Below are 14,590 nucleotides of genomic sequence, written 5' to 3' on the forward strand. Positions count from 1 at the left end.
TCGATCAGGCGACCAGCCGGGCGGGGCGATGCCGGGCGTGTCGCGAGGCGTAAATGATCGGCGCGGCCAAGTCGGGCCAGGTCACAGCGCTAGGTCGGTCGGCCCTCCCAGGTGGTGTGGCTGGCCGGACTCCATGGCGCCGTGGGCGCCGACGACGAGGATCTGGCCGCGCACGCGGACCACGTCGATCTGGGTCCGGTACAGCTCGGTGAGCACCTCCGTGGTCATCACCTCGTCCGGCGTGCCGATCCGGAACCGGCCGTCGACGAGGTACAGCACGCGGTCGACCAACGGCAGGATCGGGTTGATCTCGTGTGTGACGAACAACACAGCCGTATCCGCCTCGGTGCGCCGCTTGTCGATCAGCTCGCTGACGGCCCGCTGGTGCGCCAGATCCAGCGACAGGAGTGGTTCGTCGCAGAGCAGCACCTCGGGGTCGCTGACGAGCGCCTGGGCCACTCTGAGGCGCTGCTGCTCGCCGCCGGACAACAGCCCGACGGGCCGGTCCGCGAACGCGGTCGCGCCCACCGCCCGGACCGCCTCGTCCACGCGGCGGCGGCGCTCGCGCATGCCCTTGAGCCCGATCCCCCATTTGTGACCGTCGAACCCGAGGGCGACCAGATCGCGGCCACGCAGGGTGATCGTTGGGTCGATGGCCCGCTGTTGCGGGATGTACCCGATCCGCCGGTCGGCGATCTCCAGCTGCCCGCCCGTGAGTTTCTGCAGGCCCAGCAGCACGCGCAGCAGGCTGGTCTTGCCCGACCCGTTCGGCCCGAGCACCGCGACGAACTCCCCGGGGCACAGGTCCAGGTCCACGCCGGACCAGAGCGTGCGCTTGCCGTAGGACAGCGTGGCATCGCGCAGCGACACCACGGCCGCCTTGCGGCCGGTGTCCGCTGTGGTCGTCACTTCGTCACTGCGCTGGATAGTGCGTCCACCTGCTTCGTCATCCAGTCCACGTACCCGCTCACGCCCTCGGGCAGGGTCTCGGTCACGTTCACGACCGGCACCCCCGCGGCCCCGGCGGCCTGGTTGAGCTGCTTGGTGACCGGGGTCTCGGTCTGCTCATTATTGACCAGGGCGGCGACCTGCTTGTTCCTGACCAGGTCGGTGATGGCCGCGATGGCCGCGGCGGGCGGGTCGGTCTCCTCCTCGACCGCCTCGGAGAACTCCTCCGGCGTCGCGTCCTTCACCCCGGCGGTCTCCAGCAGGTAGAACGCCACCGGCTCGGTGACCACGACCTGCGAGCCCGGCTTGGCCCTGCCGATCCCCTCGGCCTTGGCGATCAGCTCGTCCAGCTTGCCGTCGAACGCCTTGGCGTTGGCGGTGAAGGTGGCGGCCTTGTCCGGCGCGATCTTGCCGAGCCGGTCGGCCAGCTGGTCGGCGACCTTCTTGACGGTCGGCAGGTCGTACCAGACGTGCTCGTTCGTGCCCTGCTTCTTGCCGGACAGGTCGAACGCGGCGATCTGCGGCACGTCCTGGCCGTTCTCCTTGACCAGGGAGGTGAAGAAGTCGTCGTAGCCGCCGCCGTTGTACAGCGCGAGCTTGGCGTTCTTCAGGGTGATCGCGTCGGTAGGGCTGCTCTGGTACGAGTGCGGGTCCGCGGCCGGGTCGCTGAGGATGGCCTTCACGTCGACGGCGTCCCCGCCCACGGCCTGGACCACGCTGCCCCAGACGTTCGTCGAGGCCACGACCGGGATCTTGCCCGGTGCGGGGGGCTCACCAGCGGACTTTCCCCCGCACGCGGTCAGGGTCAGGGCTAAGGCTGCGACTCCAGCGACAAGCCGGGGGTTCATGCGCACTCCTGCATGGAAATGGAAACCGTTGTCGTTAGCAGTGAGTCTACGGCACCCACCCCCGATTGATGCCACCAAATGGGTGACGCCCATTACAGAAAGCGACCCCTGGCCGGGCCGGCCAGGGGTCGCTTCGCTGGGTGAACAGAGGTCAGGCGGTCAGCCGCTCGCCGGTCTCCGGGTGGAACAGGTGCACCTCGGAGGCGTCCCGGACCGCGATCTTCACGGTCTGGCCCAGGCCAGGAGGCGTCCGGCCGTCGACGCGGACGACGAAGCGCTCGGACGCGTCACCGATCCGGACCGCACCGTGCACCAGGGCGTCGGCGCCGAGCTCCTCGACCAGCTCGACCGTCATCTCGATGCCCTCGTCCTCGACGCTGGCCAGGCTCAGCGCCTCGGGCCGGATGCCGAAGGTGACCGTGGACAGGCCGGCCTCGGAGGCGGCGTCGAGCGCGGTGCGCTCCAGCGGGACCACGATGCCGTCGAGCTTCGCGCCACCGGACACCAGCGGAACGGTCTTGAGGTTCATCGCGGGCGAGCCGATGAACCCGGCCACGAAGGCGTTCGCGGGCTTGTCGTACAGCGCACGCGGGGTGTCGCACTGCTGGAGCAGGCCGTCCTTGAGCACCGCCACGCGGTGACCCATGGTCATGGCCTCGACCTGGTCGTGCGTCACGTAGATGGTGGTGGTGCCGAGGCGCTGCTGCAGCGCGGCGATGTTCGCGCGGGTCTCGACGCGCAGCTTGGCGTCGAGGTTCGACAGCGGCTCGTCCATCAGGAACACGCTGGGCTCGCGCACGATGGCGCGGCCCATGGCGACGCGCTGCCGCTGGCCACCGGAGAGGGCCTTGGGCTTGCGGTCCAGGTACTTGGTCAGGTCCAGCATGGCCGCCGCCTCGGCCACCTTCTCCTTGATCTGGGCCTTCGGCGTGCCGCGCAGCTTGAGGGCGAAGCCCATGTTCTCCGCGACGGTCATGTGCGGGTACAGCGCGTAGGACTGGAACACCATGGCGATGTCGCGGCCCTTGGGGGGCACGTTGGTGACGTCCTTGCTACCGATCTGGATGGTGCCTTCGTCGACGTCCTCGAGCCCGGCCAGCATCCGCAGCGCCGTCGACTTGCCCGAACCGGACGGACCCACCAGCACCAGGAACTCGCCGTCGGCGACATCCAGGTCGAGCTGGTCCACCGCGCGTACCGGCGGACTGCCGGCGAACACCCTGGAGGCACCTACGTACGAGACCTCGGCCATCTGTTGTCCCTTTCGTTACTGCGCCGCTCACCCTGCGGCCAGGTTCACGGCGTGTTCTCGCTCACCGTAGCTGTTGTTTCCGGATACGTCAGCCATCAGCGCGTACCGAAGTGGTGTAGACCAAAGAAACCGATTACCCGCTGCGTATGACCCCCGCCGCCGGTCTCTCCGCTCGCCCGCTTTGGTCTAGACCAAAGTCGGCGGCAAGCAGGCCTGGACCTGGTGAAACAAAGACGTGATCTAGCTCCGGCGCGCATCACTTCTCGTATTGGTTCTGAACCGTTACCGTCACGGCATGGCGCGGTCAATTCATGTTCGGCGGCCGGCGACGCTCGCCTCGCTGGCGGCGGAGCTGGGAGTCTCGCGGACCACGGTGTCCAACGCCTACAACCGGCCTGACCAGCTCTCCCCAGAGCTTCGCCGACGGGTGCTGGAAACCGCAAGGAGATTGGGCTATCCGGGCCCCGACCCGGTAGCCCGTTCGCTGCGCACCCGGAAAGCGGGGGCGGTCGGACTGCTGCTGACGGAGAACCTTTCCTATGCGTTCCGCGACCCCGCGGCGCTGGGTTTCCTGGAGGGCCTGGCGCTGGCCTGTGAAGGTGCCGGCCAGGGCCTGCACCTCGTTCCGGTGAACCCCGAACGGGAGGACGTCGCGGCGGTGCACCGGGCCGGGGTGGACGGTTTCGTGGTCTATTCGGTGCCCGACGACGATCCGCACCTCGCCGCGGTGTTGTCCCGCCCAGTGCCGACCGTGGTGGCCGACCAGCCGCAGATCGACGGCGTCGACCGCGTCGGCATCGATGACCACACAGCCATCACCGAGCTGGCCCGGCACCTGATCAACCTCGGGCACCGCCGGATCGGCGTGGTGTGCATGCGCCTCTCCAGGGACCGCAACGACGACTTCGCGCCGGTCGAACGCCAGCAGAACGCGCACTTCCACGTGCAGCGCACCCGCCTCGGCGGCCTGGCGGCGGCGTTCGAGACCGTGGGCGTCGAATGGGCCACCGTGCCCGTGGTGGAGCGGTTCGACCACTCCAGCGCGATGGGCGCCTCCGCCGCGGCCCAGCTCCTCGACGCGGACTCGCAGATCACCGCCCTGATCTGCACCTCGGACATCCTCGCGCTGGGAGCGCTGGCCGAGGCCAAACGCCGGGGCCTGCGCGTCCCCCAGGATTTGACGGTCACCGGCTTCGACGGCATCGCCGACGCCGAACGTGTGGGCTTGACCACAGTCCGCCAGCCGGTGCTCGAGAAGGGCAAGGCAGCGGGCCGGTTGTTGCTGAGCCCCTCCGAACGAACCCGCCCTCGCAGCATCACCCTGGAGACCGAGTTCATCCCAGGCACCACCGCGGCCTCCCCCCGAACCGCCGAAGAACGCTGGTTCGGCCCCTGATCCCACACCCCGGACCCCATACCCCTCTGTCGGCCGGGGGCTCTTAGGCGCGGGGTGGCAGAGCACCGCCACTCACGCGGCCCAGCCTGAGCTCAGGTAAGAACAATCGGCACGGGCTGACTCGACAGCGCCCCCAGTTTGCCGACGACCGAGTAAGTCCCAGCAGGCACGACGCTCCGCTTTGAAGGACACCCAGGAGCCGAAGTCCGGCCGGCCCACTTGATCTCGTAGCCCAGGCGTTCACCAGCCTGCACGATCTGCGCCCCAGGCTCGTTGTAGTGGTAGCAGTCGTTGCTCGACCACAAGCGGGTCTGCCCGTCCTGACTCATGACCAGGATCTCGCGCAACTGCCGACTCAGGTCACGCGTACAAGGCACCTGCCCCGCGTTCACCACGATGAGTCTCAGCACTGGACGCTGCCCCACCTTGTACTGCGGCGCCCCCAGCTCGACACCCACCTGAATGGCCTGGTCGGGGCACGGCTGGTTGGGATCCGGAGGCGGCGGTGGGGGTGGGGGCGGCGGAGCGCTGGGGCTCGGCGACGGCGGCGGAGAAGTCGATGACGACGAGGAGGAGCCGCCAGGACCAGCGGCGGGCATGGTCGAAGGGCTCGACGGGGGCTGGGTCTCGCGGATCCCGCCGCTCGCGCCCTGGACCGACGGTGAGCCGTCGGTGAAGAACCCGCCGGCCGCCCAGCCGACGATCACCAGCGCGATCACCACGCCGCTGATGGCAACCATGCGCCGGCGCCAGTAAATGGACGCCTGCTCGTTCATGATCCGCAAAGTAACTCCGGACCTGCCGGAAGCTGCGGATCTTACCGTCACCCGATCAGGTTGTGTTGCTCTTCGTGACGAACGCCAACCGATAATTGCCCAATCGGCTGATCCCGGGTTCCATGGCTTGTATGAGCGCCATCGACGAGCTTGTGAGCCGCAATGCCAGCCTCACCGAACGGGTACTCGGTGATCGCTCGACACCGCAGCCTTCGCTCAAGGTCGCCCTGCTCACCTGCATGGACGCCCGGATCCGGGTGTTCGCGATCTTCGGGTTGCTGCAGGGTGAGGCCCATGTGCTGCGCAACGCGGGCGGTGTGGTCACCGACGACGTGATCCGGTCGCTCGCGCTGAGCCAGCGCAAGCTGGGCACCCGCGAGGTGATGATCATCCAGCACACCAACTGCGGGTTGCAGACGGTCACCGAGGACGGGTTCAAGGACGAGCTGGAACAGGCCAGCGGCCTGCGCCCGACCTGGTCCGTGGAGGCCTTCAAGGAAGTGAAGGACAGCGTGCGTCGGTCGATGGCACGCGTACGGCACGCCGCTTACCTTCCGTACACCGACAACGTCCGCGGGTTCGTGTACGACGTCCACACCGGCGAGCTGACCGAGGTCGTCTGACAGAATCCAGGGCATCATGGATGTCCTGATCGACTGGTACACCAACAACAAGCGCGACCTGCCGTGGCGCTCTCCGGGCGTCACGGCATGGGGCGTCCTCGTCAGCGAGATCATGCTGCAGCAGACCCCGGTCGCCCGCGTGGAACCGATCTGGCTCGAGTGGATGGACCGCTGGCCGGTGCCGTCGAAGCTCGCGGCGGTCGCCCAGGGCGAGGTCGTCCGCGCGTGGGGCAAACTCGGCTATCCCCGGCGCGCCCTGCGGTTGCACGCGGCCGCGGCCGAAATCGCCGCCTCGCACAACGACATCGTCCCATCCGATGTGGAAACCCTGTTGTCGTTGCCCGGGATCGGTGACTACACCGCCCGGGCCGTCGCCGCTTTCGCATACGGCAAGCGGGTTCCCGTGGTGGACACCAACGTCCGCCGTGTGGTCGCGCGGGCCGTGCACGGAGCAGGCGACGCCGGACCCGCGTCCAACACCCGCGACATGGCCGACGTCGACAAGCTCCTGCCGATGGACGACGCGCCTGCCGCGGTGATGTCGATCGCGTTGATGGAACTCGGCGCTTTGGTCTGCACCGCAAAGACTCCGCGATGTGTGGACTGTCCACTGTTGACAGACTGCGCGTGGCAGAAAGCGGGGCGTCCCGAGTACACCGGACCCGCGAAACCCGTGCAGCGGTTCGCCGGAACCGACCGTCAGGTGCGCGGGCTGCTGCTGGATGTGTTGCGGGACACCGACGGCCCGGTCGAGCGGGCCCGGCTGGACACGGTCTGGGCCGACGCCGTCCAACGCGACCGCTGCCTGGACTCCCTCCTGGTCGACGGCCTGCTGGAACAAACCGACTCCGGCCTGTTCGCGCTCCCCGGAGAGCACTAACGGAAACCGGCGGCGTGTTCCCGCGCCCATTCCCGAATGGCGTCGCACGCCGCCCCAGCATCCGCTGGCCGGAGAAGCATTACCGGAAATCGACCGCGTGCTCCCGGGCCCACTGCTCGAACGGTGTCGCAAATCCCAGCGCCCGCTGGATCGTGTCCGTGGCCGGTGAGCCGCCGTTCGCCGCCTCGGCGATGAACCGCAGCACCGCGTCCACGGTCGGCGAGTCGCCGAACCGTTGCCGCGCCTGGGATTCGGTCATCTCCACGACCTCGATGTCCCGGCCCGTGGCCGCGGCGATCAGCTCGACCTGCCGCCGTTGTGTGATCAACTCCGGCCCGGTCAGCATGCCGTCCTCGGGCCGCCCCAGCAGAGCCGCGACCGCCACCGCGGCGACATCCCGCTCGTGCACCGGAGCGGTCATCGCCTCCGGCCGGAACAACCGCACCACGCCCTCGGCGCGGATGGAGTCCGCCCAGTTCAGCGCGTTGTTGGCGAGCACGAGCGGCCGGATCGGCGTCCAGCTCAGCCCCGAGTCCGCCAGCACCCGTTCGACCGCACGGTGCTCCTCAGCGATTGCGTTTCCCCTGGCAGACGGCAGCAGGACGCTCCCCGAGGACAGCATCACGACGTGCTCGAGATCGGCGTCCCTGGCCACGTCGACGAAGTCCTGAGCCGGTGACGCATAAAGGAAAACCCTCCGCACGCCGGTCAGAGCAGCCCAGAGAGTCTCCGGCTTGGTCAGGTCCGCTTCGACGACCTCCACCGCGGCCGGAAAGTCCGCCTTCGCACGGTCCCGGACGGATGCGCGAACTGGTTGCCCTGCCGCGAGAAGCTGCTCGACGACGTGCCGCCCGATACCGCCACGGGCCCCGATCACCAAAGTGCGCACAGCTCACCCCTTGCTCATGGCGCCAAGGGGGTCACCGCTGTGACGGGTGGAGCGTTCCGACGCTGCACTCCACGTTCTTCGACCCTACCCGTGCAGCGATCCTGGGAACAGGTACTGGTCGGCGGGCATTTTGTCGCCGTGGAACCAGGCGTCGAAAAAGCCGCGGAGGTCCTGGCCGCCGGCGGTTTTCTGGACAAACTCCTCGAACTGGCTCCACGAGGCGTTGCCGTCCTTGTGGGTGGCGGGCCATTCCTTGAGGACCTTGCCGAAGGCCTCGTCGCCGATCTGGCGGCGCAACGCGTGGATGGCCAGCACGCCTTTGTCGTAGACGCCGTGGAACTCGTTGCCCTGGCCCATTCCGTAGAGCTTGTTGGCCCAGAAGGCGTCGCGGGTCTTCATCTTGTCGACCGCGGTCTTGTACCGCTGGTCGAGGTTCTGGTGTTCCTTCGCCTCGGTCCACAGCCATTGGGCGTAGCTGGCGAAGCACTCGTTCAGGCAGATGTCCGCCCATTTGGCCACCGACACCGAGTCGCCGAACCATTGGTGCGCATTCTCGTGGACGACCGTTTCGAGGTTGGTCCATTTGGCGTAGGTGGGCCGGGTCTGGGTCTCCAGGGAGAACCCGATGTCCTCGTTCAGGTAGATCCCACCCGCCGCATCCTGCGGGTACGGGCCGAACTTCTCACTCAGGAACGCCAGGATCTCCGGCAGCCGGGATTCGAGCTGTTTCTTGTTCTCCACGCCCGGGGCGTACGCGCTGACAATCGGCGTGCCGTCCGGCAGCTTACCGCGTTCTATTGTCCATTTGTCGACACTGATCGTGGTCAGATAGGTGGCGATCCGGGTCTTCTCCGACCATTTGAACGTGGTCCAGCCGTCCTTCTCCTCGGTGCCGTCCTCCAGCCCGTTCGACATCACACTCCACCCGTTCGGCACGCGCGCGGCGAGGTGAAATGTCGCTTTGTCGGTCGGATGGTCGTTCGCCGGGAACCAGAACGTCGCCGAATGCGGCTCGCCGGCCGCGAACGCTCCGCCGGATTTCGCCAGCTGCCAGCCGTTCACGCCGAGCTGCCCGGCCTCGGCCTGGGTCGGTTTCCCGGAATAACGCACCCGGGTGTGAAATGTCGATTTGTCGGCGATCGGTTCGGCGGGGGTTATCACCAGTTCGTGTTGCCCCGACCGGGAGAACTTCGCGGGCTTTCCGTCGATCTCGACGCCGGCGACATCGAGGCCGTTGAGGTCCAGGTTGAACTGGTTGAGCGCGGCGGTGGCCGTGGCGGTGACGGTGGTGTCGCCGTCCAGACGCTGCGAACCGGGGTCGTAGCTGACCGAGACGTTGTAGTCACCGACGTCGTAGCCGCCGTTGCCGTCATCCGGGTAGTACTCGTCACCGGCGCCTTCCGATCCCGCCCCGGCCGCGCTGACGGTGGGCGAGGGCGCGGCGGTGGGCTCGGCCTGTCCGGGTTCGCTGGTACAACTCACGACAAGGGCTGCGGCCAGGGTGAGCGCCATGGCGAGTCGCTGGCGTGGTTGGTCCATGCGGTCCAACCTAGCCAACCGCATGTCAGAGGGAGGTTGAATGCACCAGATGGTCGAGTTCGGCGGTTCTGGCCGGACGATCCTGCTGCTGCACGGCCTGATGGGCCGCGCGACCACCTGGTGGCCGGTGGCCCAGTGGCTGCAGCGGTACGGCCGGGTCGTCGGGATCGACGCCCGCGCGCACGGCCGCAATCCCAATCACAAGGGCCGGACCGAGGACTTCGTCGCCGACGCGGCCGCTGTGCTGACCGAGCCGTCGATCGTGATCGGGCACTCGATGGGCGGCCTGCACGCCTGGGCGCTCGCGGCGGCGCACCCCGAGCTGGTCAGCGGGATCGTGGTCGAGGACATGGCGCCCGATCAGCGCGGCAAGTCGGTCACCGTGTGGAAGTCGTACTTCAACTCGTGGCCGGTGCCGTTCCAGTCGCTGGCGCACGTCCGGTCGTTCTTCGGCACCAGCGGGGACTACTTCATCGAGTGCTTCGAGGAACGCGAGGACGGCTACCACCTGATCGCCGACCTGGAGAACCTGTACCCGATCGCGGCGGAATGGGGCGAACGGGACTACTGGCCGCTGATCGAGCGGGTCCAGTGCCCGATGCTGGCGCTGGAGGCGGAGAACAGCGCCATGCCGGCCGGTCAGATGAGCGACATGCCGCTGCGCTCCCCCGGCGGCGGCAAGCACGTCCTGGTGCCCGGCTCCGACCATGTGATCCACCGGTCGGCGCCGGAGTTCTACCGGGGCGCGGTGGAGGCGTTCCTGTCCGCTATTTGACGACCTCGACCTCGCGGGTCACCGTGTCCACGATCGAGACCTCGGACACGCGCGCCTCGATCCGGTCGATCGGGTGCAGCGCGGCGAACCCCTCGACCATCTGCTGGTGCTCGATGCTCTGCGTCAGCGTGCAGTGCGGGATCCACGCGCCCGGCAGGTAGTACGCCGACGGCGCCTGAACCGCGCCGGCGAGCACGTCGTGGATCGCGGAGTGCACGGCCAGCAGCTCGTTGTCGACGACCGCGCCGAGCATCAGCACGTTCTCGGTGGTCGGGAACGTGCCGAGGGTGGACAGCCAGAGGTTCGGGATCGTCAGCGTGCGCAGCTCGTCCTTGAGCAGATCCCTGGTTCGCCGCGGGATCGACTTGGTCAGCGCGAACGTGACGTGCGGCGGCCAGTTCCCCTCCGGGCGTTTGATCACCGGCGGCACCCCGGCCGCCTCGAGCCGCCGCCACAGCGCCCGCACGGCCCGGTCCGCCCGCTCGTCGAAGAAGACCACAACCCCTTGTGCCACGCCCCATGCTCCCACGCCGCGTGTCCCACACTCGCCGCCCCCGTGTCCCCCATTCGCCGCCCCCGAAATCCACACTGGCCCCACATCCCGGCCGGACGAACGTGGGACACACCCCGGACGAAAGGGGGACACGCCCTGGAGGAAAGGGGGACACGCGACCAAGGGATCGGTTAGTTGTGGCGTGGGTAGATTGGGGGCATGGCTGTGGTGAAGATCAACGCGATCGAGGTGCCCGAGGGCGCCGGCCCCGAGCTCGAGAAGCGGTTCGCCGCGCGGGCGGACTCCGTCAAGGGCTCCAAAGGGTTCCTGGGGTTCGAGCTGCTGCGGCCCACCGCCGGGCAGGACCGCTACTTCGTCTACACCAAGTGGGAGACCGAGGAGGACTTCCAGGCGTGGGCGGAGAGCCGGCCGCAGCACGGCGGCGGCGAGGGGCGGCCGAAGCCGGTGGCGACCGGGGCCGACCTGCTCGAGTTCGAGGTTGTGCAGCTGGTCACGCCGGAGTGAACGAGCTCGACCGGGCCGCGGAGCTGATCCGCGCCGCGAGTGCGCTGCTGATCTGCGCGGGCGCCGGGATGGGCGTGGACTCCGGGTTGCCGGACTTCCGCGGGGATGAAGGGTTCTGGCAGGCCTACCCGCCGTACCAGCGGTTAGGACTGCGGTTCGTCGAGCTGGCGGACCCGGTGCACTTCGCCGAGGATCCGGAGCTGGCATGGGGCTTCTACGGCCACCGGCTCCAGCTCTACCGGGACACCGTGCCGCACAAGGGTTTCACGATCCTGCGGAACTGGGGCAAGCCCGCCAGGGTGTTCACCTCCAATGTGGACGGACAGTTCCAGAAGGCCGGGTTCCCGGACGAGCACGTGGCCGAGGTGCACGGCTCGATCCACCACCTGCAGTGCTTCGTCCACTGTGGACAACCGATCTGGCCCGCCACGGACGACATCGACGTCGACCCGGACACCATGCGCGCCACGAGTCCGCTCCCCCGCTGCCCGAACTGCGGAAGCCTGGCCCGGCCGAACATACTGATGTTCGGCGACTTCGACTGGGAGTCCGGCCGCAGCGACCGAACGCTCACCGAGGTCGCGAAATGGCGTGCCCAGCAGGACAACCTCGTCGTCATCGAACTGGGCGCGGGCACGGCGATCCCGACCGTCCGGCGGATGTCCGAACTGGCCTCGGCCCGGACCGGGGCGCTCATCCGGATCAACCCGAGGGAACCGCGGATCCGGCACGGCCGCGGCGTGGAGCTCCCGATGGGCTCGGCCGAGGCCCTGACCGAACTGGACATCAGGGTGGCAGGGTGATCCAGGCCAGCACCGCCCGGTGGTCGCTGCCGCCGAGGTCCTCCACCCGGTAGTCGTCGACCGCCGCCCGGTTGTCGACCAGCACGTGGTCGATGGTGACGGGCGGCGGCCACAACCCGGCTGGCCACGTCGGGACCATCCCCGCGCCCCGGCGTTCCCCGGCGTCCACATAGCCACGGCCGAGCAGCGTCCGCATACCCGGGTGGTCCAGCGTCGCGTTGAAGTCGCCGACCAGCAGCCGGGGCCGCACGTCGAACACGGCGGGCGGCATCTCGTCCAACTCGTGCTTCCACGTCGACGGGTTCTCCACGCCCGGGACGGCGTGCACGACCAGGATGTCCGGGTCGAGCCCGAACGGCAGGTCGATGATGGCGCTGGGCTGCGCGAACGTCGCCGGGTCGGCGATCGGCTCCTCGGTCAGCGGGTACTTCGAGGCCAGCCCGGACCCCTCGCCGCCCGGGATCGGCTGGAACATCCGGTACGGCAGCAGCGAGTTGATGCCGGCGCGCAGCAGGTCGTCGGACATCGCGGGGGTGAGCTCCTGCAGGCTCAGCACGTCGACGTGGTTGTCCCGGACCATCCGCACGATCTGGGTGGCGTCCGCGCGCCCCACGTACAGGTTCGCCGACATCACCACGAGCTTCGGCCCGTGCGCGTCCGGCTGCTGGTGCGAGACGAGCCGGGGCGCGACCGAGGCCGCGGTGATCAGCGCGACCGCCATCACCAGCCCGCCGGACACCCACCGGCGCATCAGCAGCCCGCTCACACCGAGTACCAGGCCGATCACGGCCACGTACGGCGTCAGCGCGATCATCCCGATGATGTACTGGTTCCCGGCCACCCCGAACAGCCGCAGAGCTGCGAAAAGGACGAACAGCACGGCCGGCAGGCCCCAGAGCACGACGGAGGCCTTGCCCCCACGCCGTGGTCTCGCCGTCTCGACATCGGCCGTCGCTGTCACGACACCAGCTTGCCCGAATCCGGCTGACAGCGTCCTGTGCGCGGCCCGACAGCGTGTCGGCGCACAGTCTGCCCAGGAACAACGTGGGGAGAACGCGAATGTCGAATGCGATCGAGGCCGAAGGGCTGGTGAAGCGGTATGGCGAGACGACCGCGCTGGGTGGGGTCGATCTCGTCGTGCCTGCCGGGAAGATCCTCGGCGTGCTGGGACCCAACGGCGCCGGCAAGACCACCGCCGTGCGGATCCTGGCGACCCTGCTGCGGCCGGACGCGGGCCGCGCCACGGTCGGCGGGTACGACGTGGTGAAGGAGCCCGTCGCGGTCCGTCAGCTGATCGGGCTGACCGGCCAGTACGCGTCGGTGGACGAGGACCTGTCCGGCCGGGAGAACCTGGTTCTCATCGCGCGGCTGCTGGAGAGGTCCAAGGCCGAGGCCCGGGCGCGGGCCGTTGAGCTGCTGGCGCAGTTCGAGCTGACCGACGCGGCCGACCGCGCGGTCAAGACCTACTCCGGCGGCATGCGGCGGCGGATCGACCTGGCCTGCAGCCTGGTCGGCCGCCCGCAGGTGCTCTACCTGGACGAGCCGACCACCGGGCTGGACCCGCACGCCCGCAACGAGGTCTGGGCGGTGGTCCGCCGATTGGTGAACGAGGGGGTGACGGTGCTGCTGACCACGCAGTACCTGGAGGAGGCCGACCAGCTGGCCGACCGGATCACCGTGTTCGACCACGGCATGGTGGTCGCCGACGGCAAACCCGACGAGCTGAAGCGCAAGACCGGCGGGCAGACGCTGCAGGTGCGGCCGGCCCGGATGGCCGACATGGACCTGGTCGACCGGATCCTGCTGGACCTGACCGGGATGCGCCCGGTCAAGGACTACGACACCGGCATGCTCAGCACGCCGGTGGACGACCCGGTGCTGCTGTCCACTTTGGTCCGGCGGCTGGACGAGGCCGGGATCGTCGCCGACGAGCTGGCACTGCGGCTGCCCAGCCTGGACGAGGTGTTCCTGGCCATCACCGGGGACCGTGAGGGGGCGAAGGTATGACGACCGCGATCGCGACCCGGGTGAGCCCGGGCCGGGCCGTGGGCCACGGCCTGACGCTGGCCGGGCGCAGCATCAAGAAGGTGATGAAGAGCCCGGAGCAGCTGGTCGAGGTGACCATCTCGCCGATCATCATGCTGGTGCTGTTCAGCGTGTTCTTCGGCGGCGCCATCGCCATGGGCGACCGGACGGCGTACACGCAGGACCTGTTGCCGGGCTTGATGGTTCAGACGACGTTGTTCGCCAGCCTGGGTACGGGTGTGGCGTTGTGCACGGACATCAGCAAGGGCGTGTTCGACCGGTTCCGCAGCCTGCCGATCGCGCGGTCGGCGCCGTTGCTGGGGGCGGTGTTCGGCGATGTGGTGCGTTACGTGATCTCCCTGTTGATCATGATCGTCTGCGGGGTGATCCTCGGGTTCCGGATCCACACCGGCTTCTTCTCCGCCGTGCTCGACCTGTTGCTGATGGTCGGGTTCGGCCTGTGCCTGTGCTGGATCTCGGTGCTCGTAGGGCTTCTGGTGAAGTCGCCGCAGGCCGTGCCGGGCATCATGGTCGCGCTGATCTTCCCGCTTTCCTTCGCCAGCAACGTGTTCGTGCCGACCGCGACGCTGCCGAGCTGGGTGCGCGGGTTCACCGAGATCCAGCCGGTGAGCCTGTTGACCGAGGTCAACCGCGGCCTGCTGACCGGCGGCACGGACGTCTCCGGGCCACTGCTGGGTTCCCTGGCCTGGATGGTCGGCGTAGTGGCGGTGTTCTACCCGCTGGCGATGCGCGCCTACAAACGCCGCATGGGCGGCTGACCCACAGGGGGTCTCGTGAGCGGTTGTACTGGTTGCAAC

At 68.6% G+C, this 14,590-nt stretch carries 16 protein-coding genes; 8 read left to right on the top strand and 8 right to left on the bottom strand.

Annotated features, from left to right (window positions below; translation table 11 throughout):
• Positions 1-81: 81 nt before the first annotated feature.
• From AB0J95_RS02250 to ugpC, 3 genes are all read right to left on the bottom strand, one after another.
• A complete protein-coding gene (locus AB0J95_RS02250) occupies positions 82-909 on the bottom strand; it encodes a metal ABC transporter ATP-binding protein (protein ID WP_364751131.1) in 828 nt (275 codons plus the stop codon).
• Complete coding sequence (locus AB0J95_RS02255) at positions 906-1,796, bottom strand: zinc ABC transporter substrate-binding protein (protein WP_364751134.1); 891 nt, start codon at positions 1,794-1,796, stop codon at positions 906-908. The genes AB0J95_RS02250 and AB0J95_RS02255 overlap by 4 nt, the downstream gene beginning before the upstream one ends.
• Positions 1,797-1,947: 151 nt before the next feature.
• Positions 1,948-3,048, bottom strand: a complete 1,101-nt coding sequence (gene ugpC, locus AB0J95_RS02260; RefSeq protein WP_364751136.1) for a sn-glycerol-3-phosphate ABC transporter ATP-binding protein UgpC — start codon at positions 3,046-3,048, stop codon at positions 1,948-1,950.
• Between the two features lie 295 nt (positions 3,049-3,343).
• Here ugpC and AB0J95_RS02265 point away from each other — a divergent pair, with 295 nt between their 5' ends.
• The gene (locus AB0J95_RS02265) at positions 3,344-4,444 is read left to right on the top strand and encodes a LacI family DNA-binding transcriptional regulator (RefSeq protein WP_364751139.1); all 1,101 of its coding nucleotides are present in this window, start codon (positions 3,344-3,346) and stop codon (positions 4,442-4,444) included.
• Between the two features lie 92 nt (positions 4,445-4,536).
• Here AB0J95_RS02265 and AB0J95_RS02270 read toward each other — a convergent pair whose 3' ends face one another.
• On the bottom strand, positions 4,537-5,220 hold the full coding sequence (locus AB0J95_RS02270) for a hypothetical protein (RefSeq protein WP_364751141.1): 684 nt from the start codon (positions 5,218-5,220) through the stop codon (positions 4,537-4,539).
• A 131-nt stretch (positions 5,221-5,351) separates the two neighbouring features.
• Here AB0J95_RS02270 and AB0J95_RS02275 point away from each other — a divergent pair, with 131 nt between their 5' ends.
• Together AB0J95_RS02275 and AB0J95_RS02280 are read left to right on the top strand one after the other, a co-directional pair.
• Positions 5,352-5,843 (top strand): carbonic anhydrase, encoded by a 492-nt coding sequence (locus AB0J95_RS02275; protein ID WP_364751144.1) that lies wholly within the window; start codon positions 5,352-5,354, stop codon positions 5,841-5,843.
• A gap of 16 nt (positions 5,844-5,859) precedes the next feature.
• Positions 5,860-6,723: an A/G-specific adenine glycosylase gene (locus AB0J95_RS02280; RefSeq protein ID WP_364751147.1), complete on the top strand. Its 864-nt coding sequence runs from the start codon at positions 5,860-5,862 to the stop codon at positions 6,721-6,723.
• Positions 6,724-6,802: 79 nt separating this feature from the next.
• Here AB0J95_RS02280 and AB0J95_RS02285 read toward each other — a convergent pair whose 3' ends face one another.
• Both AB0J95_RS02285 and AB0J95_RS02290 read right to left on the bottom strand, forming a co-directional pair.
• Positions 6,803-7,612 carry an NAD(P)H-binding protein gene (locus tag AB0J95_RS02285; RefSeq protein WP_364751148.1) on the bottom strand — a complete coding sequence of 270 codons (810 nt, stop codon included), beginning with the start codon at positions 7,610-7,612 and terminating at the stop codon, positions 6,803-6,805.
• A gap of 84 nt (positions 7,613-7,696) precedes the next feature.
• Positions 7,697-9,151, bottom strand: coding sequence for a M1 family metallopeptidase (locus tag AB0J95_RS02290; RefSeq protein ID WP_364751151.1), 1,455 nt, complete (start codon positions 9,149-9,151; stop codon positions 7,697-7,699).
• A 40-nt stretch (positions 9,152-9,191) separates the two neighbouring features.
• On the opposite strand from AB0J95_RS02290, the gene AB0J95_RS02295 reads away from it, so the two are divergent.
• The gene (locus AB0J95_RS02295) at positions 9,192-9,926 is read left to right on the top strand and encodes an alpha/beta hydrolase (RefSeq protein ID WP_364751153.1); all 735 of its coding nucleotides are present in this window, start codon (positions 9,192-9,194) and stop codon (positions 9,924-9,926) included.
• Here AB0J95_RS02295 and AB0J95_RS02300 read toward each other — a convergent pair.
• Positions 9,919-10,440, bottom strand: a complete 522-nt coding sequence (locus tag AB0J95_RS02300; protein WP_364751156.1) for a 2'-5' RNA ligase family protein — start codon at positions 10,438-10,440, stop codon at positions 9,919-9,921. The genes AB0J95_RS02295 and AB0J95_RS02300 overlap by 8 nt on opposite strands.
• 198 nt (positions 10,441-10,638) lie before the next feature.
• On the opposite strand from AB0J95_RS02300, the gene AB0J95_RS02305 reads away from it, so the two are divergent.
• Positions 10,639-10,944 carry an antibiotic biosynthesis monooxygenase gene (locus tag AB0J95_RS02305; RefSeq protein ID WP_364751159.1) on the top strand — a complete coding sequence of 102 codons (306 nt, stop codon included), beginning with the start codon at positions 10,639-10,641 and terminating at the stop codon, positions 10,942-10,944.
• A complete protein-coding gene (locus AB0J95_RS02310) occupies positions 10,941-11,747 on the top strand; it encodes a Sir2 family NAD-dependent protein deacetylase (protein ID WP_364751162.1) in 807 nt (268 codons plus the stop codon). Before AB0J95_RS02305 ends, AB0J95_RS02310 begins: the two co-directional genes overlap by 4 nt.
• On the opposite strand, the gene AB0J95_RS02315 is transcribed toward AB0J95_RS02310, so the two are convergent.
• A complete protein-coding gene (locus AB0J95_RS02315) occupies positions 11,731-12,708 on the bottom strand; it encodes an endonuclease/exonuclease/phosphatase family protein (protein ID WP_364751164.1) in 978 nt (325 codons plus the stop codon). The genes AB0J95_RS02310 and AB0J95_RS02315 overlap by 17 nt on opposite strands.
• Before the next feature lie 98 nt (positions 12,709-12,806).
• Between AB0J95_RS02315 and AB0J95_RS02320 the strand changes: the two genes are divergently transcribed.
• Together AB0J95_RS02320 and AB0J95_RS02325 are read left to right on the top strand one after the other, a co-directional pair.
• Entirely contained in the window at positions 12,807-13,754 is a 948-nt protein-coding gene (locus AB0J95_RS02320; protein ID WP_364751167.1) for an ATP-binding cassette domain-containing protein, read from the top strand.
• Positions 13,751-14,551 (top strand): ABC transporter permease, encoded by an 801-nt coding sequence (locus AB0J95_RS02325; protein ID WP_364751170.1) that lies wholly within the window; start codon positions 13,751-13,753, stop codon positions 14,549-14,551. The genes AB0J95_RS02320 and AB0J95_RS02325 overlap by 4 nt, the downstream gene beginning before the upstream one ends.
• Positions 14,552-14,590 lie beyond the last annotated feature (39 nt).

The organism is Actinocrispum sp. NPDC049592 (genome assembly GCF_040675465.1).
In the GTDB taxonomy this organism is placed as follows: Bacteria; Actinomycetota; Actinomycetes; order Mycobacteriales; family Pseudonocardiaceae; genus Kibdelosporangium.